The following is a 20,072-nucleotide window of genomic DNA, read 5'->3' as shown; positions in this document are numbered from 1 at the left end:
GACTTATTCGTCTTCCAGTTGAGGTTGTGGCGCGTTTTCCGGAATAGTCACATGAACCTGGATGATGCGTCGGCTGTCCGCCATCGCCACCTTGAACTGGTAACCTTCAATCTCGATGCTTTCACCGCGTGCAGGCAGATGGCCGAAGCCCTGCATCACCAGGCCACCGATGGTGTCGACTTCATCATCACTGAACTGCGTGCCAAACACCTCGTTGAAATCTTCAATGGCGGTCAGCGCGCGCACCGTGAAGGTGTGGCGGTTGAGCTGACGGATATCACGATCTTCTTCGTCGTCATACTCATCTTCAATCTCACCGACGATCAGTTCCAGGATATCTTCAATGGTCACCAGGCCGGAGACGCCGCCAAACTCATCAATCACGATCGCCATGTGGTAACGCTGGGAGCGAAACTCTTTCAGCATCCGATCCACACGCTTACTTTCCGGCACCACCACCGCAGGACGCAGCACTTTTTCAATGCTGAAAGGTTCAGATTCGCTGCTCATAAACGGCAGTAAATCTTTCGCCATCAGGATACCTTCCACATGATCTTTATCTTCGCTGATCACCGGGAAGCGGGAGTGCGCGGAGTCGATGATGACATCCAGACACTCTTCAAGGCTCTGATTCCGTTTCAGGGTGATCATCTGCGAGCGCGGGATCATGATGTCACGCACGCGCTGCTCCGCAATATCCAGTACCCCTTCGAGCATGTCGCGGGTGTCCTGGTCAATCAGCTCTTTGTTGTTCGAGTCGCGGATCAGCTCCAGTAGCTCATCACGGTTTTTGGGTTCGCCGTGAAAAAGCTGGTTGATTAACAGGGAGAAAAATCCCTTTTTACTACTGGGTGCATCGCTGTTTTGAGAATGGTCGTCGCTCATGGCGGTTTTTAAAGATCTCTCTGCTGAGGAATGGGGGCTGTCAGCCACATGCACTGACAGCCGGATAGCCTGAATGCGGGATTCAGGCGTCTTCTTTCTCCGAAATGTACGGATCAGGATACCCAAGAGCAAGCATTATCTCGGTCTCCAGCCCTTCCATTTCATCGGCTTCGTCGTCATCAATATGGTCATATCCCAGCAGATGCAGCGTGCCGTGCACGACCATGTGGGCCCAGTGCGCCTCCACGCTTTTACCCTGTTCAGCCGCTTCCTGCTCAACCACCTGACGGCAGATGATGAGATCGCCCAGCAGCGGCAGCTCAATACCCGGCGGGGCTTCAAACGGGAAGGAGAGCACGTTAGTCGGCTTGTCTTTACCGCGATAGGTCAGATTAAGCTCATGACTTTCGGCTTCATCAACCAGACGGACGGTGACTTCGCTGTCGGGCTGAAAAGGGGCAACCGCCGCCGAGAGCCAGCGATGAAACTGGCTTTCATCCGGCAACCCTGCGCTGTTTTCACAGGCGACCTGCAGGTCGAGAATCACTTCGCTCATTTGCTCTCCTGGGTTGCGCTCTGCGCCGCCAGTGCTTCACGTTTGCGCTCTTCAGCCTGCTGGTCACGCCGGGTCTGATCGGCCGCCTCCCAGGCTTCATAGGCGGTGACAATGCGGGCCACGACAGGATGGCGAACCACATCCTCGCTGTGGAAGAAGTTGAAGCTAATCTCCTCTACATCAGAGAGCACCTCAATGGCGTGACGCAGGCCGGACTTAACGTGGCGCGGCAGGTCAATCTGGGTCACGTCGCCGGTAATGACCGCTTTAGAGTTGAAGCCGATACGCGTCAGGAACATCTTCATCTGTTCGATGGTGGTGTTCTGGCTCTCATCAAGAATGATAAACGCATCGTTCAGGGTACGACCACGCATGTAGGCCAGCGGGGCCACTTCAATGACGTTACGCTCCATCAGCTTTTCAACCCGCTCGAAACCGAGCATTTCAAACAGCGCATCGTAGAGAGGACGCAGATAGGGGTCGACTTTCTGGCTCAGATCGCCGGGCAGGAAGCCCAGTTTTTCACCCGCTTCTACCGCCGGACGGGTCAGCATGATGCGACGGATCTCCTGACGCTCCAGCGCGTCCACCGCGGCGGCCACGGCCAGATAGGTTTTACCGGTACCGGCCGGGCCGATACCAAAGGTGATATCGTGGTCGAGGACATTTGCGATGTACTGCGCCTGGTTCGGCGTGCGCGGTTTGATAACGCCACGTTTGGTCTTGATGTTGACCGCTTTACCGTACTCCGGCACGCTGTCGGCGGTTTGTTCCAGCACCCGGCTCTCTTTGATAGCGAGATGAATCTGGTCCGGCTCGATATCCGGAATGTCGCCGCGCACGGGCGCCGTATCCACATAGAGCGTTTTCAGGATATCGGCGGCGGCATTGACGCACAGAGGGCGTCCAACCAGCTTAAAGACGTTGTCGCGACGATTGATCTCAATACCCAGTCGGCGCTCAAGCTGTTTCACATTGTCATCGAACGGCCCGCACAGGCTCATCAGACGACGGTTATCAGCCGGTTCAAGGGCGATTTCACGAGTTTCGATATTCAAACGAATCCTTTGGGTCACTCAGGGCCAGTTATGGGGTGTGTCTGACGCACCGTTGAGCTTAACCGGATGCACCATAACGAAATTATTTATGCCGTAACGCCTGGGCGCAAGCTTAAGGAGAGATATTTGGGCAACAGCTTCAGAAAGCAAGTGTCGCAATGTGAAACGGGCGGCAGCGCGAAGCGCGCTGCCGCACAATAAAGCCGGTATCACGGCTGGAAGAGACCCACGCCGATGTCGTTCTCTTTGCGGGTGCGGGCAATCACAGACGCCGGGCTCTGGGCCATGCGCAGGCCCATCTCATCTTCGGTGCGCACCAGCCTGCCGCGCAGGGAGTTGGTGTAGACATCGACAATTTCAACATCCACAAACCGGCCGATCATCTCAGGTGAGCCTTCAAAGTTGACCACGCGGTTATTTTCGGTGCGGCCAGAGACTTCCATGACGTTCTTGCGGGAGATGCCTTCAACCAGAATACGCTGCACGGTGCCCAGCATGCGGCGACTGATCGCCTGCGCCTGCTGGTTGATGCGATCCTGCAGGATCCACAGACGCTGCTTCTTCTCCTCTTCGCTGACATCATCCGGCAGGTCAGCGGCGGGCGTGCCGGGACGGGCTGAGTAGACAAAGCTGAAGCTGACATCGAAATTCACGTCGGCGATGAGCTTCATGGTCTGCTCGAAATCCTGCTGGGTTTCACCCGGGAAACCGATAATGAAGTCAGAGCTGATCTCAATATCGGGACGCGCCGCGCGCAGCTTGCGGATAATCGCTTTATATTCCAGTGCCGTGTGGGCACGTTTCATCAGCGTGAGAATGCGGTCTGCGCCGCTCTGCACCGGCAGATGGAGGAAGCTCACCAGCTCCGGTGTATCACGGTAGACATCGATGATGTCATCCGTGAACTCAATCGGGTGGCTGGTGGTGAAGCGGATGCGGTCAATACCGTCGATGGCGGCGACCAGGCGCAGCAGCTCAGCGAAGGTACAGGTGTCGCCATCAAAGGAAGCACCGCGCCAGGCGTTGACGTTCTGACCCAGCAGGTTCACTTCGCGCACGCCCTGCGCCGCCAGCTGAGCAATCTCCAGCAGAATGTCGTCACACGGACGGCTCACTTCCTCACCACGGGTGTAAGGCACCACGCAGAACGTACAATATTTGTTGCAGCCTTCCATGATGGAGACAAAGGCTGTCGGACCTTCTGCGCGGGGTTCCGGCAGGCGGTCAAACTTTTCGATTTCCGGGAAGCTGATGTCTACCACCGGGCTTTTACTGCCGCGCACGGTGTTGATCATCTCCGGCAGGCGGTGCAGGGTCTGCGGGCCAAATACGATGTCCACGCAGGGCGCTCGCTGACGAATATGATCTCCTTCCTGTGACGCCACACAGCCGCCCACGCCAATGATCACATCCGGATTACGCTCTTTCAGCTTTCTCCAGCGCCCCAGCTGGTGGAAAACCTTCTCCTGCGCTTTTTCGCGGATAGAGCAGGTGTTAAGCAGCAGAACATCCGCTTCTTCAGCGACCTCGGTCAGCGTATAGCCGTGCGTACTGTTCAGCAGATCAGACATCTTCGATGAATCATACTCATTCATCTGACATCCCCAGGTTTTGATATGCAGTTTTTTTGTCATCGCGCTAGCCATTGATTCAGTGCAGTGAAGTGCGGGGCGCGTATTGTAATGCTTTGATGCGGTTGTGACCAGCCTGCGGGCTTTTCTGTCAGCCCTCCGGTTTTCCGGTACACTTTGCTGTATTCAGACCCGTGTTGCGCAGGCGGACGGGATTAAGAGAAGGATAGAAGCAATGCAGGATAATCAGTTTGATGTGGTGATTGTCGGGGGAGGCATGGTGGGTGCTGCGCTGGCCTGCGGACTGACGCAGCAGCGTTTTCGCGTGGCGGTCATTGAACGCGCCGAGCCTGCCCCCTTTGATGCCGACAGCGATCCCGATCTGCGCATTTCAGCGATCGGTTCCTCCTCGGTGGCGTTACTGAAGCAGCTCAGCGTCTGGCCGCGGGTGGAAGCGATGCGAAGCGCCCCTTATCGCAGGCTGGAAACCTGGGAGTGGCAGACGGCGCAGGTGAGTTTCGATGCCGCCTCGCTGGGATTGCCGGAGCTGGGCTTCATGGTCGAGAACAGCGTTCTTCAGCGCGCGTTGTGGGAAGAGATGCAGTCGCGGGATGTGAACTGCTACTGCCCGGCCACGCTGGAAAATCTGCAGCCGGAAAACGGCGGCTGGCGCGTCGACCTGAGCGATGGCGTGACCCTGCATACCCGGCTGGTGATCGGCGCCGATGGGGCCAATTCGCAGGTGCGGCAGATGGCCGGCATCGGGATTCATGGCTGGAGCTATGCGCAGTCCTGTTTACTGATTAGCGTGACCTGTGAACATCCGGCAGGCGATGCTACCTGGCAGCACTTCACGCCTCAGGGGCCACGCGCCTTTTTGCCGCTGTATGACAACCGGGCCTCGCTGGTCTGGTATGACGCACCGGCAAGAGTGCGTCAGCTTCAGGCGATGCCGATGGCTCAGCTGGAAAAAGAGATTGCCAGTCACTTCCCGGCGCGGCTGGGACGTTTTAAAGCCCACGCGGCGGGCAGTTTCCCGCTGGTGCGCCGTCACGCTTCGCAGTATGTGCTGCCGGGGCTGGCGCTGGTTGGCGATGCGGCGCACACCATCAATCCGCTGGCCGGGCAGGGCGTCAATCTGGGCTATCGCGATATTGATGCGTTGATTGATGTGCTGGTCAGCGCGCGCGATGCGGCGGAAGAGTGGGCCTCTGAGCGGGTGCTGCAGCGTTATCACCGCAAGCGCCGCCGCGACAACATGCTGATGCAGGGGGGGATGGATCTCTTCTACTTCGCCTTCAGCAATCAGCTGGCTCCGCTGCGGTTTGCACGAAATCTCGGCCTGATCGCCGCCGAGCATTCCGGGATACTGAAGCGGCAGGTGCTGCGCTACGCGCTGGGATTGTAACAGAGAGGCGGTCTGGCTCGCCGCAGGGTGGGTCAGCCGTCAGAAAGGCAGAGGACAAAAACAACAAAGCCCGCAAAAGCGGGCCTGTTGTGCAATTTGGCTGGGGTGCAGGGATTCGAACCCCGGAATGCTGGTATCAGAAACCAGTGCCTTACCGCTTGGCGACACCCCAATAATGGTGTTTTTCAAATTGTCTTTGTATGGCTGGGGTGCAGGGATTCGAACCCCGGAATGCTGGTATCAGAAACCAGTGCCTTACCGCTTGGCGACACCCCAATTATATGGTGGCTACGACGGGAATCGAACCTGTGACCCCAGCATTATGAGTGCTGTGCTCTAACCAGCTGAGCTACGTAGCCAAATTGTACTGCATTTTAATGATGGCTGGGATACCTGGATTCGAACCAGGGAATGCCGGTATCAAAAACCGGTGCCTTACCGCTTGGCGATATCCCATTCGTCCGTTCTCAGCATCGAGAATCATCAAAATTGGCTGGGATACCTGGATTCGAACCAGGGAATGCCGGTATCAAAAACCGGTGCCTTACCGCTTGGCGATATCCCATCCACGCTGCCGAATAATGAAATGGTGCGGGAGGCGAGACTTGAACTCGCACACCTTGCGGCGCCAGAACCTAAATCTGGTGCGTCTACCAATTTCGCCACTCCCGCAAAAAAAGATGGTGGCTACGACGGGAATCGAACCTGTGACCCCAGCATTATGAGTGCTGTGCTCTAACCAGCTGAGCTACGTAGCCATCTTTTTTTCGCGTTACCTTCATCGGCGTTGCGGGGCGCATTATGCGGAGTTGACCTGACAGCGTCAACAATTTTTTTACCGATTTTTGCCTGGTTATGGCTGTTTGCGTGGCTTATAACCAGCATGGCGGTTTATTCGGCAATTTTTCAGTGAATACAACGCTGATCGTCAAAAAAATGGGCCGCAGCGGGCCCATTCTGACCGTGCTCAGTCGGCTTATTGATAGGCTGACTGATGCACACCAACGGCACGACCTGATGGATCGTTCATGTTTTTAAACGCCTCGTCCCACTCGATCGCTTTGGCTGACGAACAGGCTACTGATGGACCGCCTGGCACACACTCCGCGGCGCTGGCCAGCGGGAACAGCTCTTCAAAGATCTCACGGTAGAGATAGGCTTCCTTCGACCCCGGCGTGTTGTGCGGGAAGCGGAAGTGAGCGGTTGCCAGCTGCTGGTCGCTGATTTGCTTCGCAGCCACCTCTTTCAGCGAGTCAATCCAGCTGTAACCGACGCCATCTGAGAACTGCTCTTTCTGACGCCACGCCACGCTTTCCGGCAGGTAGGAGGAGAAACATTCACGCAGAATGTGCTTCTCCATTTTGCCGTTGCTGCCACACATTTTATCTTCAGGGTTGATACGCATCGCCACATCCAGGAATTTTTTATCCAGGAACGGCACGCGGGCCTCAACGCCCCAGGCGGACATCGCTTTGTTGGCGCGGGCACAGTCGAACATATGCAGGGCCTGCAGTTTACGCACGTTTTCTTCGTGGAACTCTTTAGCGTTGGGGGCTTTATGGAAGTAAAGGTAGCCGCCGAACACTTCATCTGCGCCTTCGCCTGACAGCACCATCTTGATGCCCATTGCCTTGATTTTACGCGACATTAAGTACATCGGCGTGGAGGCACGGATGGTGGTGACGTCATAGGTTTCAATGTGATAAATCACATCGCGAATTGCATCCAGACCTTCCTGCACGGTGAAATGAATCTCATGGTGCACGGTGCCCAGATGTTCCGCCACGGCTTTCGCCGCTTTCAGATCGGGTGAGCCTTCCAGCCCGACAGCAAAGGAGTGAAGCTGTGGCCACCACGCATCACTTTTATCCTGGTCTTCAACACGCTTTGCCGCAAAACGTTTGGTCACGGCGGAAATGATGGAGGAGTCCAGACCGCCCGACAGCAGCACACCATAAGGCACATCTGACATCAGGTGACTTTTCACAGACTCTTCCAGCGCATGCTTCAGGCCGGCCGCATCGGTGGTGTTGTGTTCAACGTTTTTGTACTCCATCCAGTCACGCTGCCAGTAACGACGGATTTCGCCATCGGTGCTGGAGAGGTAGCTTCCCGGCGGAAACTCTTTAATCGAACGGCAGACCGGCACCAGCGCTTTCATTTCTGACGCGACATAGAGGTTGCCATGCTCATCGTTACCCATATAGAGCGGGATAATCCCGATATGGTCACGGCCAATCAGATACGTGTTTTTGACGCTATCGTAGAGGATAAAGGCGAACATGCCTTCCAGGTCATCAAGGAAGTCGACCCCTTTCTCCTGATAGAGCGCCAGAATCACTTCACAGTCAGAACCGGTCTGAAACGCATAGCGATCGCTGAGTTCCGCGCGCAGCGCCTGATGGTTATAAATTTCGCCGTTGACTGCCAGGACATGAGTGTGGTCGGCGTTGTACAGCGGCTGTGCGCCGTTGTTAACGTCAACAATTGAGAGACGTTCATGCGCGAGGATGGCATGGTCATCAGCGTAGACGCCTGACCAGTCCGGGCCGCGATGACGCATTAAGCGTGAACATTCCAGCGCCTTTTTGCGCAGCTCAACAGGATCGCTTTTCAGATCCAGCACACCAAAAATTGAACACATAACTGACTCCTGAGCTCACCTTACGGCGATGTTATCTTTTAGGTTTGTCCGGCAGCCTGACGCTGCGTGATAGATAAGAAAATGCGCTATTTGGTGCCGTCAATGCAAGAGGAATCGTGATTTACTGATAAAAATATTGATCACATGACGATAAAATTGAATAAACGATAATTTAAGAGCTTATTTGTTGTTGGATCCGCAATGAAATGCATTTTTTGAGCAAAAATCAGGCGGCAAACAGGGGGGGAAAGCGGAGAAAAAGGGGAGACGCATCACAATTCAGCCCGATGCGTCATAAGCAAACTGAATCAGAACAGGTCAATATCGGCAACAGAGGGGTAAATCCAGTCCGGGCGGAACGGCATCGCGTCAATATCGCTCAGGGTGGAAACGCCAGAGAGCACCAGCACCGTCTCCAGACCCGCCTGGAAACCGGCCAGAATATCGGTGCGCAGGTTATCGCCGACGATGACCGTCTCTTCGGAGTGAGCCTGCATTTTGTTCAGCGCGGCACGCATGATGTAAGGGCTTGGTTTGCCCACAACAAAGGGGCTGCGGCCGGATATCTTCTCAATCCCCGCACAGAGTGCGCCACAGGCGGGAATAAAACCACGCGCATGGGTATCGGGATTGGTGGCAATAAAGCGAGCGCCGTTGGCAACAAAGAAGGCCGCTTTATGCATCATGTCCCAGTTAAAGGAGCGGGTCTCTCCGACAATCACAAAGTCGGGATTCACATCGGTAATGGTAAAGCCCGCTTTGTAGAGTTCATGAATCAGCGCCCCCTCACCAATCACATACGCCTTTTTGCCCTCCTGACGGCGCAGGAAGTCCGCGGTGGCCATTGCCGAGGTGTAGAAGACGGAATCGGGCACCTCAACGCCTGCTGAGGCAAAACGGTTAGCCAGATCCTGCTCAGTCTGCGAAGGGTAGTTGGTCAGCACCACCAGCGGCATCTCTTTGGCCAGAATGCGCTGCAGAAATTCCTGTGCGCCGGGAACGGCCGTGTTGTCGTGCATCAGCACGCCATCGATATCACAAATTACGCTTTTTATGGTCATAGTCAGATCCGGTGTGGCCCGCCACAGCAGCGGGTGAGCTTAATCTTCCAGAAGGTGTTGCAGCAGAATGCCGTTAAGCATGGCACGTTTAGCCAGCGCAAAGGCACCAATCGCAGAACGATGATCCAGTGTCGAACGAACAACCGGCAGATGCTTACGGAAGGCCTCTAACGCCTGGGTATTGATGCAGCCCTCAATCGCGGGCAGCAGCACTTTTTCTGCTTCGGTAATCTCTCCCGCCAGCACCACTTTTTGTGGATTAAACAGGTTGATGGCGATGGCAATCGCCTTGCCGAGATAGCGCCCCACATGCTCGATCACTTCACAGGCCAGGGCATCACCCTGATTCGCCGCTTTACAGATGTGGGGCATCTGGCACGCCTCCAGCGTCAGCACACTGGGGTAGCCCTGATTCAGCAGGTGACGCACACGGTTTTCAATGGCGCCATTGGCGGCAATGGTTTCCAGGCAGCCAAAGTTACCGCAGTGGCAGCGTTCGCCTAACGGATCGACCTGAATGTGGCCGATCTCGCCGACGTTACCGTTGCTGCCGAGAAAAATATGGCCGTTGGCGATAATGCCTGCACCGGTCCCCCGGTGTAACCGCACCAGAATTGAGTCAGCACAGTCGCGGCTTGCACCGAAGTAGTGCTCGGCCAGCGCCAGACTGCGGATATCGTGACCCACAAAACTGGTGACGTTAAAGCGTTTCTTCAGGCTGGCGACCAGCGGCCAGTGGCTGACAGCGATGTGCGGCATATAGCGAATCACGCCGTTAATCGGGTCGACCAGGCCGGGCAGGATCACGGAAATGGCGATCAGCTCGCGGATTTTACGCTGGTGCTGCTCGATGAAGCCGCTGATGGCATTAAACAGCGCATGCTCCAGCGTCTCCTGGGTGCGTTCCGGCAGCGCATAATCCTCCTGCGCCAGCGATTTGCCGCTGAGGTCAAACAGCGTAAGGGTGGCATCGTGACGGCCGAGCCGGACGCCGATGGTCTGGAAGTGGCGGGTTTCAGTGATAATCGAGATAGCGCGGCGACCACCGGTAGATGCCTGCTGGTCTACCTCTTTGATCAGGCCGCGCTCAATCAACTGGCGGGTAATTTTCGTGACGCTGGCGGGGGCGAGCTGACTAAGTTCGGCAATCTGAATGCGCGATATCGGCCCCTGTTGATCAATCAGCCGGTAAACCGCTGCGCTATTAAGTTGCTTAACAAGATCGACATTTCCTATTTGTGACTGGCCGCCAGTGGTCATTCAGTGCTTACTCGCTCAGGACGTCGTCTCCGTTGACAAACGTCTTAATGATTTTAAAGTCGCGCGTAAACACAGTCAGGTTCGCGATTTTTCCTGCTTCGATCGAGCCTAACTGTTTTTCCACGCCCATCGCCCGTGCCGGGTAGAGTGATGCCATGCGCAATGCTTCGTCCAGTGCGATACCCACATGCTCGACGCTGTTCCGTACCGCTTCAATCATCGTCAGGGCTGAACCACTGAGTGTGCCGTTTTCGTCAACACAGAGCCCGTCACGATAATAGATTGTTTTGCCAGCAAAAATAAACTCACTGATTGCCGCGCCCGCTGGTGCGGTGGCATCCGTTACCAGCACCAGCTTGTCGCCTTTTATGCGTTTAGCATTGCGCACGTTAGCGTAATGTACATGTAAACCATCCGCAATAATGCCGCAGTATACATCAGGCGAATCAAACAGCGCACCGATAAGCCCCGGTTCACGACCGGCAAAGGCGGGCATCGCGTTGTAGAGGTGTGTCGCAAAACTCACGCCAGCCGAGAAGCCCGCTTTCGCCTCTTCATACGTTGCACTGGAGTGACCGGCAGACACAATGATCCCGGCGTCAGTCAGCTGTCGAATCACCTCGCGACCGGCATTTTCCGGCGCCAGCGTCACTTTGGTGATGACATCGGCGTTGTCACACAGATATTGCACCATCGCCGCATCCGGCAGGCGAATCAGCGCCGGATCGTGGGTGCCTTTCTTCGCCTTGCTGAGCCACGGGCCTTCCAGATGCAGACCCAGCGCCTGATGCTGATGTTTTTGCAGATAGGCGCGCATGGTTTCGATGGCCCGCTTCATCAGGGCATCGCTGCTGGTGATCAGCGTCGGTAAAAAGCTGGTGCAGCCCGATTTCTCATTGGCGCGCTGCATGATCTCCAGCGTTTCAACGCTGAGCGCATCAATGTCGTCATTAAACTGCACGCCACCACAGCCGTTAAGCTGGAGATCGATAAAGCCTGGCGCAATGATGGCACCCGCCACATCCCGCAATTCAACATCCGCCGCAACCGCTTCACGCGGGCAGACGTGCGCAATCTGCGTCCCGTCAACCACGACCGCGTAGTTATCCAGAATCTCATGACCGCTGTAGATGCGACCGTTGATTAATGCGTACATCTCTCTTCTCCCGTCCTGGCCTGCTGTCACGCAGCGTAACAGCAGGGCATGACAATGTTCTGTTACACGCCTTTCATATTTTCCGCTTCCATTTCGCGGAAATATTTCACGGTTTTCACTTTCAGTTCCATGGTGGCCGGCTCATCACACACCACCACCGATTTTGCGTGCAGCTGCAGGCAGCTGATGGTCCACATATGGTTGACGTTGCCTTCAACCGCCGCCTGCAGGGCCTGCGCTTTAACATGGCCGGTAACCAGAATCATCACTTCCTCTGCATCCAGCAGCGTGCCGACGCCGACCGTCAGCGCGTATTTAGGCACCTGGTCAACGTCGCCGTTGAAGAAGCGAGAGTTCGCTACGCGGGTATCATGGGTCAGGGTTTTAATGCGGGTTCGCGAAGCCAGCGATGAAGCCGGTTCGTTAAAGGCGATATGGCCGTCGTTACCGACACCCCCCATAAACAGGTGAATTTTACCCAGCGCGCGAATTTTCTCTTCGTACTGACGACATTCTGCGTCAATATCGGGTGCATTACCATTCAGCAGGTTGATATTTTCCGGTTGAATATCAACGTGATCGAAGAAATTACGATACATGAAGCTGTGATAGCTCTCCGGATGCTCTTTTGGCAGGCCCACATATTCATCCATATTGAACGTCACAACATGCTTAAAACTGACCTGGCCCGCTTTGTGCATATCAATCAGGTGTTTGTATGCCTCCAGTGGCGTACCGCCGGTAGGCAGACCCAGGACAAAAGGTTTTTCCGCCGTCGGGTTAAACGCGTTAATGCGGTTAACGATATGTCGGGCGGCCCATTTGCCGACCTGGGTTGGCGTCGCTAAAGGAATCAGTCTCATGTTTCACCTCATTTGAAATGGAAAGGGGATCGCTGAACCGTTGCGTAAATCATCAGCCTGAACAGATTTTCTATTCTCGCCACGGCCGGAGCGCAATTCGATATTTCGGATCATAAAATAAGTTTGCATTCATAGCCAGATGTTGCAGTGTGACCCGATGTTTTTTAGTGATAAAAGTCACATATGTCGGGGTTTTAATTTGCGAGGCGAATTAATTTGTCATTACACTTCGCTGCGTGACATGCAGTGTATTCACAATCTTTGCAGCTGACATAACAACATTAAGCGGCGCAAAGCGACAAGTCAGGCTCATAGGGGGAAGGTCCATGTTAAGTTATTTACAGAAGGTAGGGCGGGCACTGATGGTGCCGGTTGCCACCCTGCCAGCGGCAGCGATACTTATGGGGGTAGGGTACTACCTCGATCCCGTCAGCTGGGGTGCAGATAACGCGCTGGCAGCGTTGCTGATTAAGTCCGGTGCGGCGATTATTGAGCATATGTCAGTCCTGTTTGCGATCGGTATCGCCTACGGCATGTCGAAAGATAAAGATGGCGCGGCGGCCCTCACCGGCTTTGTCGGCTTCCTGGTGGTCACCACGCTCTGCTCACCAGCCGCTGTCTCAATGATTCAGAAAATTCCTTTGGCTCAGGTGCCTGCTGCCTTTGGCAAAATCGAAAACCAGTTTGTCGGCATTCTGGTCGGTATTCTCTCGGCAGAAGTCTATAACCGCTTCAGCCACGTCGAACTGCCTAAGGCGCTCTCTTTCTTCAGCGGACGCCGGCTGGTGCCGATTCTCGTTTCGTTCCTGATGATCTTCGTCGCCTTTATCCTGATGTATATCTGGCCGGTGGTGTTCAATGGTCTGGTAGGCTTTGGCGAGCATATCCAGAAGCTTGGCTCGGTCGGAGCCGGTATTTACGCCTTCTTTAACCGTCTGCTGATCCCGGTCGGTCTGCATCACGCGCTGAACTCCGTGTTCTGGTTCGATGTGGCCGGAATTAATGACATTCCTAAATTCCTCGGCGGTGCACAGTCACTGGCGGATGGGTCGGCCACCGTGGGCATTACCGGTCGCTATCAGGCGGGCTTCTTCCCGATCATGATGTTTGGTCTGCCTGGTGCTGCGCTGGCTATCTATCACTGCGCGCGTCCTGAGAATCGCGTCAAAGTGGGCAGTATCATGCTGGCCGCTGCGTTTGCCGCCTTCTTTACCGGGATCACCGAACCGCTGGAGTTCTCCTTCATGTTCGTGGCACCGGTGCTCTATCTGATCCACGCTGTACTGACCGGTATTTCTGTCTTCATCGCCGCCAGCATGCACTGGATCGCCGGATTTGGTTTCAGCGCCGGGCTGGTGGATATGTTCCTCTCCACCCGTAACCCGCTGGCGACCCACTGGTACATGCTGATCCCGCAGGGGCTGGTGTTCTTCGTTATCTATTACGTGGTCTTCCGCTTCACCATCAAAAAATTCAATCTGTTGACCCCTGGCCGCGAGCTGGCGGTGGCCGGTGATGAAAGCGATGGGTATGACGTCAACGTGGACAACAGTGATAACGGTGAAAGCGCCACGGAATCCCTGGCACGTCGCTACATCGGTGCGGTCGGTGGCTCCGCTAACCTGACCAGCATTGACGCCTGCATCACCCGTCTGCGTCTGAACGTGAATGATTCCGCTCAGGTTAATGAGAGCGTGGCGAAGCGTCTGGGCGCGTCCGGCGTTATCCGTCTGAATAAACAGAGCGTGCAGATCATTGTCGGCACCCAGGCCGAAGGCATCGCCTCCGCCATGAAAAAAGTGCTGGCCAAAGGCCCGGTCGCTGCTGCTGCTTCCGGTACGACGCCAGCGGCAGAGCCGGAGGTTAAACCGCAGGCCGTGCTGAACAGCGAGAAGCGCGTTATTGCGACGCTGCTGGCACCGGTAACGGGAGAGGTCGTGGCACTGGATGCGGTTCCGGATGAAGCCTTTGCCAGCAAAGCGGTAGGCGACGGGCTGGCCATCAAACCCAGCGACAAATGGGTTGTGGCACCGATTGCCGGAACGCTGGTGAAAATCTTCAATACCAATCATGCGTTCTGTCTGGAAACCGACAACGGTGTCGAGATCGTGGTTCACATGGGACTCGATACCGTGGCGCTGGACGGAAAAGGCTTCTCCCGGCTGGCGGAAGAGGGAGCCAGCGTGGTAGCCGGTCAGCCGGTGCTGGAGATGGATCTTGAATTCCTGAACGCGAATGCCCGCTCAATGGTGAGTCCGGTGGTGGTCAGCAATAGCGAAGATTTCGCGGGTCTGACACTCCTGGCCCACGGTCCGGTCGTCGCAGGTGAAACCCCGCTGTATGAAGTGAAAGGCTAATCCCCGCAACAGAACCCCACAGGCAGGAAGCGATTCCTGCCTTTTTTGTTTTAAAGGCTTAACAAACGGTTGTTTCCCTCAGACGCTTTGTGGATCATACTCCGTTACTTCGTGGTACAAATCACCCGTTATTCGTATTGAGGATTTTTGAGATGAGTGAGGCTGAAGCCCGCCCAACTAACTTTATTCGTCAGATCATTGACGAAGATTTGGCGAGCGGTAAGCACAGCAGCGTGCATACCCGTTTTCCGCCGGAGCCCAATGGCTATCTGCACATTGGTCATGCGAAATCGATCTGTCTGAATTTTGGCATCGCCCAGGATTATCAGGGGCAATGCAACCTGCGTTTCGACGATACCAATCCGGTTAAAGAGGATATGGAATTCGTTGAATCCATCAAGCGTGACGTCCAGTGGCTGGGTTTTGAGTGGAGCGGTGAAGTCTGCTACTCATCAGACTATTTTGATCAGCTCTACAACTATGCCGTTGAGCTGATTACCAAAGGGCTGGCTTACGTTGATGAGCTGAGCCCGGATCAGATTCGCGAATATCGTGGCACCCTGAAAGAGCCGGGCAAAAACAGCCCGTATCGCGATCGCAGCGTGGAAGAGAACCTGGCGCTGTTTGAAAAAATGCGAAACGGTGGCTTTGCGGAAGGCACGGCCTGTCTGCGCGCCAAAATCGATATGGCTTCGAACTTCATCGTTATGCGCGATCCGGTGCTTTACCGCATCAAGTTTGCGGAACATCACCAGACCGGCAACAAGTGGTGCATCTACCCGATGTATGACTTTACCCACTGCATTTCCGATGCGCTGGAAGGCATTACGCACTCGCTCTGTACGCTGGAGTTCCAGGACAACCGCCGTCTTTATGACTGGGTGCTGGACAACATCACGATTCCGGTTCATCCGCGCCAGTATGAGTTCTCGCGCCTGAATCTGGAGTATGCGGTGATGTCAAAACGCAAACTCACTCAGCTGGTGACCGAGAAGCATGTAGAAGGGTGGGACGATCCGCGCATGCTGACCGTTTCAGGTCTGCGCCGTCGTGGTTACACCGCGGCTTCTATTCGTGAGTTCTGCCGTCGTATTGGCGTGACCAAGCAGGATAACATCGTCGAGATGGCGTCACTGGAATCCTGCATCCGTGATGATCTGAACGAAAATGCGCCACGCGCGATGGCAGTACTCGATCCCCTGAAAGTGGTGATCGAAAACCTGCCCGCCGGTCACAACGAGGTCATCACCATGCCTAACCATCCGGGTAAACCGGAGATGGGCACGCGTGAAGTGCCGTTCAGCCGTGAGATCTGGATTGACCGTGCAGATTTCCGCGAAGAGGCGAACAAACAATATAAGCGTCTGGTTCTGGGCAAAGAAGTCCGTCTGCGCAACGCCTATGTGATCCGTGCAGAGCGGGTAGCCAAAGATGAAGCGGGCAACATTACCTGCATCTACTGCACCAGCGACGTGGATACCCTGAGCAAAGATCCGGCCGATGGCCGCAAGGTGAAGGGGGTGATTCACTGGGTGTCTGCGGATCATGCGCAGCCTGCCGAGTTCCGCCTCTATGACCGGCTGTTCAGCGTGCCGAATCCGGCCGCGGCTGAAGATTTCCTGGCGGTGATCAACCCTGATTCACTGAGCATCAAAAATGGCTTTGTCGAACCGAGCCTGCGCGATGTGGAAGCGGCCACCCCGTTCCAGTTTGAGCGTGAGGGCTATTTCTGCGCCGACAGCGTTTACTCTAAACCGACGCAGCTGGTGTTTAACCGCACCGTGGGGCTTCGCGACACCTGGGCTAAAACGGGCGAATAATCGTTTAGGGCTGACCTCATAAAATGACAAAAGGGCGATTAATCGCCCTTTTTTATTGCCCCTGTATTGAGAATTGCCGACGTTTATTCTGGCTTAACGCAAATCCTGCTCAGAGTGCCTTGTGAGAGAAATCTGAGTTTAAAAAAATTAATCAATTTCAGGATGTGAATTGTCCGCTTTCAGGTAGGCTATGCGCTCTAAGAGGTAGCAAAGCGGGTTATATAAGGAAAAAAAATGCCAGTCCTCGCTCAGGAAGCCAAACACAGTGTCGTCGTTTTACATCAGCTCATTGAACGTATTTTTAATCAGCCTGCCGGATCGGATGACAGCTTTGAGCTGATGATGTCCTTTTTCCATCCTGATTTCCGCATGGTGACGCCAAAAGGTAAAGAGTACGATCTTAACGCGGTCGAAGAGCTGTTCCGACAGCTGCAGGGGCAGCGGGAAGGGATGCGAATTGCGACCTGTGAGCACGTCATACTCTCTCATCACGAAAATGAGATCACCGTGCAGTATCGTGAAATGCAGATGCTGAATGGCAATAACCAGAGCCGTATTTCGCTGGCGATTCTGGATTGCAGCAGCTCGAATCCACGCTGGCGTTATCTGCAGGAGACGCTGGTGGCCTGAGGGTTCAGCAGAGCACAGACGAAAAAAAACCGGTCACGTAACCGGTTTTTTTATTTCCGCCCGCCAGATTACTGGTCGTGCAGGGTCTCATCTTCACGGCAGTCGCCCAGCGTACAGTGTCCGTACAGATAGAGGCTGTGGTTGGTCAGCTTGATGCCGTGGCGGGTCGCGATTTCACGCTGGCGCGTTTCGATGGATTCATCGCTGAACTCGATAACCTTGCCGCAGTCCAGGCAGATCAGGTGATCGTGGTGATGCTGCTGCGTCAGTTCGAAAACGGATTTGCCGCCTTCAAAGTTGTGACGGGTCACAATACCGGCGTCGTCGAACTGGTTCAGCACGCGGTAAACGGTGGCTAGGCCAATCTCTTCGCCGATGTCGATCAGGCGTTTATACAAATCTTCCGCGCTGACGTGATGGCACTCAGGTTCCTGAAGCACTTCCAGAATTTTCAGTCTGGGCAGTGTCACTTTCAGGCCAGCCTTCTTTAATGCGGTGTTGTTGTCAGTCATGCGGATTTTGTCCTGTTACTAATATTCACTTTTGTGGCTTGTCGCCTTGAATGTCGATCTGTGCTCATTCGCATTTGCGTCTCATTATAGAGCTCAGGGGATGAAATGAAAACCTGAGGGCCGTGAATCATCATGGGCGATGGGGGAAGCTTCACCGGGCCGGGGAGGATTCTGGCAGAGGTCTTTCAGCACATCACTGCGTCATACCGCCTGAGCTAATACGCGGAAGATCGATGCGGGTATTCTACAGATTAAACGAAGAAAGTTAAAAAAATGTGGCTATTATTTCTATAGGAAATTCCATTGCCTCAATGTGAGCTGGCGCTCACATTGAGGCGGGGCGCATCAGGCTTCGATGATCTCTTTCAGCTGCAGTTCATCAAAAATCTGCTTAACCCACTGATCGACGCGCTGGCTGGTCAGCTCAGGCTGACGATCTTCGTCAATGGCCAGGCCCAGGAAGTGCGTCTCATCAGCCAGACCTTTTGAGGCTTCGAAATGGTAGCCTTCTGTTGGCCAGTGACCCACGATAACGGCGCCGTGCGGCTCGATAATGTCGCGGATTGTGCCCATCGCATCACAGAAATATTCAGCGTAATCTTCCTGGTCGCCACAGCCAAACAGGGCAACCAGCTTGCCGTTGAAATCGATCTCTTCCAGCGTCGGGAAGAAGTCATCCCAGTCGCACTGCGCTTCACCGTAGTACCAGGTCGGGATGCCCAGCAGCAGGATATCAAACGCTTCCAGGTCTTCTTTTGTACTTTTCGCGATGTCATGCACTTCTGCAACATCTTTACCCAGCTGTTTCTGGATCATTTTTGCAATGTTTTCGGTGTTGCCGGTATCGCTGCCAAAGAAGATGCCTACGAGTGCCATGAGTAAAATAACCTCTTAAATCCTGATAATGAGATGTGTGCCGCAGCACATTTCTGCGAATAATAGCAGACGAGACAAACCCGCGGAACGGTTAAAGCCTCGACATTTGCTCCTGCGTGCGATTTGCCCGCATCAATCCAGTTTGAGCTGCGCCAGCAGCATCTGTTCAATCAGTTCGCTGCGGCTGAGATTACGCTGCGCGGCCAGCGAATTGAGTGCATCGACGGCCTCACTGTTCATTTTCAGTTCGACACGACGCAGTCCGCGCCCTTTGTCACGTTTCAGTTGATTGCGCTTATTGATGCGCAGCTGTTCATCACGCGAAAGCGGACTGGTTTTGGGGCGACCCGGGCGGCGCTCATCAGCAAACAGATCGAGCGTCGTGCGGTCAGTGTGTTCTTTTGCCATGGCTTAGTAAAACTGAATGGGTGCGGGCGCCAGACGCTCACCGCGCAGATTATAAATTATTGGCCGTTGCCGCAGAAAAATCGACCTGCGGCAAAATTTTAGCGCGCCATCATACTGCACGCTTACTCCGGACGCCAATCCTAAACCTTTACTGCCATCTATTTGCTTTTAAAGCGCAAAAAAGCGCCGCACACTGCGCAAAACGGCATCGGGCTTCTCAGCATGCACCCAGTGGCCTGCACCGCCGATCACGTGGGCCTGCGCCGCCGGGAACTGCTGAAGTAACGCATCGCGATAGCGGTTATCCAGGTAACTGGAGTCGCCGCCGCGGATAAAGAGAGCCGGATGAGGCCAGGCCGGAACAGGCTGCCAGCCAGAAAGGGTAGGGTAGTTATCCCACAGCACCGGCACGTTAAAGCGCCATTGCCCGTCATGAAATGACTTCAGCAGGAACTGAATGACCCCTTCTTCTTCAATCACCGGCCGCATAATGCGGGCCGCCTCGCTGCGCAGCGTCACACCTGCCTCTGAGACGGCGCGAATACCGGCAAAGATCAGGTCGTGACGCCGGGTCTGATAATCGACCGGTGCGATATCGATCATCACCAGCCGCTCAATGCGATCCGGCACCAGCGCGCTCATGGTCATGGCGATTTTACCGCCCATCGAATGACCGATGACCGCGACGCGATCGATGCCGTGCGCATCCAGCGTATCGACCATATCCTGCGCCATTACAGCGTAGTTCATCTCCTCCGATCGCGGCGAGAGTCCATGGTTACGGACATCCACCTGCAGCAGCGGCCCGGCATCTTTCAGGCCACGGGCCAGCACGCCGAGGTTGTCCAGACTGCCAAACAGACCGTGAATAAGCAGGATGGGCAGAGAATCAGCAGGGGATTGTTCAGTTTGCAGACGGGCGTTCAAAATCATAGCAAAGTTCTTAAGTTTGAGACCTGAGCTTAGGTTATCATGGTTTCACCTTTTCAGGCGCGCCGGTTCCGGCG

17 protein-coding genes and 7 tRNA genes are annotated in these 20,072 nt (G+C 54.9%); 4 read left to right on the top strand and 20 right to left on the bottom strand.

Going from position 1 to position 20,072, the window contains the following annotated elements; translation table 11 throughout:
• Positions 1 to 3 precede the first annotated feature (3 nt).
• The 4 genes from corC to miaB form a co-directional block, all read right to left on the bottom strand.
• Positions 4 to 885 carry a CNNM family magnesium/cobalt transport protein CorC gene (gene corC, locus FJW00_RS14500; RefSeq protein WP_009091478.1) on the bottom strand — a complete coding sequence of 294 codons (882 nt, stop codon included), beginning with the start codon at positions 883 to 885 and terminating at the stop codon, positions 4 to 6.
• A gap of 82 nt (positions 886 to 967) precedes the next feature.
• Positions 968 to 1,441: an rRNA maturation RNase YbeY gene (gene ybeY, locus FJW00_RS14495; RefSeq protein WP_058956316.1), complete on the bottom strand. Its 474-nt coding sequence runs from the start codon at positions 1,439 to 1,441 to the stop codon at positions 968 to 970.
• On the bottom strand, positions 1,438 to 2,499 hold the full coding sequence (locus FJW00_RS14490; protein WP_009091474.1) for a PhoH family protein: 1,062 nt from the start codon (positions 2,497 to 2,499) through the stop codon (positions 1,438 to 1,440). The genes ybeY and FJW00_RS14490 overlap by 4 nt, the downstream gene beginning before the upstream one ends.
• Positions 2,500 to 2,708: 209 nt before the next feature.
• Entirely contained in the window at positions 2,709 to 4,133 is a 1,425-nt protein-coding gene (gene miaB, locus FJW00_RS14485; RefSeq protein WP_009091472.1) for a tRNA (N6-isopentenyl adenosine(37)-C2)-methylthiotransferase MiaB, read from the bottom strand.
• Between the two features lie 172 nt (positions 4,134 to 4,305).
• On the opposite strand from miaB, the gene ubiF reads away from it, so the two are divergent.
• Entirely contained in the window at positions 4,306 to 5,478 is a 1,173-nt protein-coding gene (gene ubiF, locus FJW00_RS14480) for a 3-demethoxyubiquinol 3-hydroxylase (RefSeq protein ID WP_140924582.1), read from the top strand.
• 97 nt (positions 5,479 to 5,575) lie between these two features.
• Here the strand turns inward: ubiF and FJW00_RS14475 are convergent.
• From FJW00_RS14475 to nagB, 12 genes are all read right to left on the bottom strand, one after another.
• A tRNA-Gln gene (locus FJW00_RS14475) sits at positions 5,576 to 5,650 on the bottom strand.
• A gap of 29 nt (positions 5,651 to 5,679) precedes the next feature.
• Positions 5,680 to 5,754 (bottom strand) — tRNA-Gln (locus tag FJW00_RS14470).
• A 6-nt stretch (positions 5,755 to 5,760) separates the two neighbouring features.
• Positions 5,761 to 5,837, bottom strand: a tRNA-Met gene (locus tag FJW00_RS14465).
• A gap of 22 nt (positions 5,838 to 5,859) precedes the next feature.
• A tRNA-Gln gene (locus FJW00_RS14460) sits at positions 5,860 to 5,934 on the bottom strand.
• A 34-nt stretch (positions 5,935 to 5,968) separates the two neighbouring features.
• Positions 5,969 to 6,043 (bottom strand) — tRNA-Gln (locus FJW00_RS14455).
• A gap of 22 nt (positions 6,044 to 6,065) precedes the next feature.
• A tRNA-Leu gene (locus FJW00_RS14450) sits at positions 6,066 to 6,150 on the bottom strand.
• Between the two features lie 9 nt (positions 6,151 to 6,159).
• Positions 6,160 to 6,236, bottom strand: a tRNA-Met gene (locus tag FJW00_RS14445).
• Positions 6,237 to 6,454: 218 nt separating this feature from the next.
• Positions 6,455 to 8,122, bottom strand: coding sequence for an asparagine synthase B (asnB, locus tag FJW00_RS14440; protein WP_009091468.1), 1,668 nt, complete (start codon positions 8,120 to 8,122; stop codon positions 6,455 to 6,457).
• Positions 8,123 to 8,430: 308 nt separating this feature from the next.
• A complete protein-coding gene (locus tag FJW00_RS14435; protein WP_009091467.1) occupies positions 8,431 to 9,183 on the bottom strand; it encodes an HAD-IIA family hydrolase in 753 nt (250 codons plus the stop codon).
• Between the two features lie 39 nt (positions 9,184 to 9,222).
• Positions 9,223 to 10,443: a DNA-binding transcriptional regulator NagC gene (gene nagC / locus FJW00_RS14430; RefSeq protein ID WP_046101417.1), complete on the bottom strand. Its 1,221-nt coding sequence runs from the start codon at positions 10,441 to 10,443 to the stop codon at positions 9,223 to 9,225.
• A gap of 7 nt (positions 10,444 to 10,450) precedes the next feature.
• Complete coding sequence (gene nagA, locus FJW00_RS14425; protein WP_140924580.1) at positions 10,451 to 11,599, bottom strand: N-acetylglucosamine-6-phosphate deacetylase; 1,149 nt, start codon at positions 11,597 to 11,599, stop codon at positions 10,451 to 10,453.
• Between the two features lie 62 nt (positions 11,600 to 11,661).
• Entirely contained in the window at positions 11,662 to 12,462 is an 801-nt protein-coding gene (nagB, locus tag FJW00_RS14420) for a glucosamine-6-phosphate deaminase (protein WP_009091462.1), read from the bottom strand.
• Positions 12,463 to 12,788: 326 nt separating this feature from the next.
• Between nagB and nagE the strand changes: the two genes are divergently transcribed.
• From nagE to FJW00_RS14405, 3 genes are all read left to right on the top strand, one after another.
• Positions 12,789 to 14,819, top strand: coding sequence for an N-acetylglucosamine-specific PTS transporter subunit IIBC (gene nagE / locus FJW00_RS14415; RefSeq protein ID WP_140924578.1), 2,031 nt, complete (start codon positions 12,789 to 12,791; stop codon positions 14,817 to 14,819).
• A gap of 152 nt (positions 14,820 to 14,971) precedes the next feature.
• Entirely contained in the window at positions 14,972 to 16,639 is a 1,668-nt protein-coding gene (glnS, locus tag FJW00_RS14410; RefSeq protein WP_009091458.1) for a glutamine--tRNA ligase, read from the top strand.
• A gap of 234 nt (positions 16,640 to 16,873) precedes the next feature.
• Positions 16,874 to 17,269, top strand: coding sequence for a hypothetical protein (locus FJW00_RS14405; RefSeq protein WP_009091456.1), 396 nt, complete (start codon positions 16,874 to 16,876; stop codon positions 17,267 to 17,269).
• A 68-nt stretch (positions 17,270 to 17,337) separates the two neighbouring features.
• Here FJW00_RS14405 and fur read toward each other — a convergent pair whose 3' ends face one another.
• From fur to ybfF, 4 genes are all read right to left on the bottom strand, one after another.
• Positions 17,338 to 17,781 (bottom strand): ferric iron uptake transcriptional regulator, encoded by a 444-nt coding sequence (gene fur / locus FJW00_RS14400; RefSeq protein WP_009091454.1) that lies wholly within the window; start codon positions 17,779 to 17,781, stop codon positions 17,338 to 17,340.
• 345 nt (positions 17,782 to 18,126) lie between these two features.
• Complete coding sequence (gene fldA / locus FJW00_RS14395; RefSeq protein WP_009091452.1) at positions 18,127 to 18,657, bottom strand: flavodoxin FldA; 531 nt, start codon at positions 18,655 to 18,657, stop codon at positions 18,127 to 18,129.
• Between the two features lie 132 nt (positions 18,658 to 18,789).
• Positions 18,790 to 19,065 (bottom strand): LexA regulated protein, encoded by a 276-nt coding sequence (ybfE, locus tag FJW00_RS14390; RefSeq protein WP_009091450.1) that lies wholly within the window; start codon positions 19,063 to 19,065, stop codon positions 18,790 to 18,792.
• A gap of 168 nt (positions 19,066 to 19,233) precedes the next feature.
• A complete protein-coding gene (gene ybfF / locus FJW00_RS14385; protein WP_009091448.1) occupies positions 19,234 to 19,998 on the bottom strand; it encodes an esterase in 765 nt (254 codons plus the stop codon).
• Positions 19,999 to 20,072: the final 74 nt, after the last annotated feature.

The organism is Pantoea anthophila, assembly GCF_006494375.1.
Taxonomy (GTDB): domain Bacteria; phylum Pseudomonadota; class Gammaproteobacteria; order Enterobacterales; family Enterobacteriaceae; genus Pantoea; species Pantoea anthophila.
The sequence above is the reverse complement of the archived record's forward strand: the minus strand, read 5'-3'. Positions and strand labels throughout refer to the sequence as shown.

Coding starts and splice junctions, on each gene's coding strand:
- miaB (WP_009091472.1), bottom strand. CDS start 4,133: ATGACAAAAAAACTGCATATCAAAACCTGGGGATGTCAGATGAATGAG.
- FJW00_RS14405 (WP_009091456.1), top strand. CDS start 16,874: ATGCCAGTCCTCGCTCAGGAAGCCAAACACAGTGTCGTCGTTTTACAT.
- fur (WP_009091454.1), bottom strand. CDS start 17,781: ATGACTGACAACAACACCGCATTAAAGAAGGCTGGCCTGAAAGTGACA.
- fldA (WP_009091452.1), bottom strand. CDS start 18,657: ATGGCACTCGTAGGCATCTTCTTTGGCAGCGATACCGGCAACACCGAA.
- nagC (WP_046101417.1), bottom strand. CDS start 10,443: ATGACCACTGGCGGCCAGTCACAAATAGGAAATGTCGATCTTGTTAAG.
- FJW00_RS14435 (WP_009091467.1), bottom strand. CDS start 9,183: ATGACCATAAAAAGCGTAATTTGTGATATCGATGGCGTGCTGATGCAC.
- corC (WP_009091478.1), bottom strand. CDS start 885: ATGAGCGACGACCATTCTCAAAACAGCGATGCACCCAGTAGTAAAAAG.
- ybeY (WP_058956316.1), bottom strand. CDS start 1,441: ATGAGCGAAGTGATTCTCGACCTGCAGGTCGCCTGTGAAAACAGCGCA.
- nagB (WP_009091462.1), bottom strand. CDS start 12,462: ATGAGACTGATTCCTTTAGCGACGCCAACCCAGGTCGGCAAATGGGCC.
- nagE (WP_140924578.1), top strand. CDS start 12,789: ATGTTAAGTTATTTACAGAAGGTAGGGCGGGCACTGATGGTGCCGGTT.
- ybfE (WP_009091450.1), bottom strand. CDS start 19,065: ATGGCAAAAGAACACACTGACCGCACGACGCTCGATCTGTTTGCTGAT.
- ubiF (WP_140924582.1), top strand. CDS start 4,306: ATGCAGGATAATCAGTTTGATGTGGTGATTGTCGGGGGAGGCATGGTG.
- asnB (WP_009091468.1), bottom strand. CDS start 8,122: ATGTGTTCAATTTTTGGTGTGCTGGATCTGAAAAGCGATCCTGTTGAG.
- ybfF (WP_009091448.1), bottom strand. CDS start 19,998: ATGATTTTGAACGCCCGTCTGCAAACTGAACAATCCCCTGCTGATTCT.
- nagA (WP_140924580.1), bottom strand. CDS start 11,599: ATGTACGCATTAATCAACGGTCGCATCTACAGCGGTCATGAGATTCTG.
- glnS (WP_009091458.1), top strand. CDS start 14,972: ATGAGTGAGGCTGAAGCCCGCCCAACTAACTTTATTCGTCAGATCATT.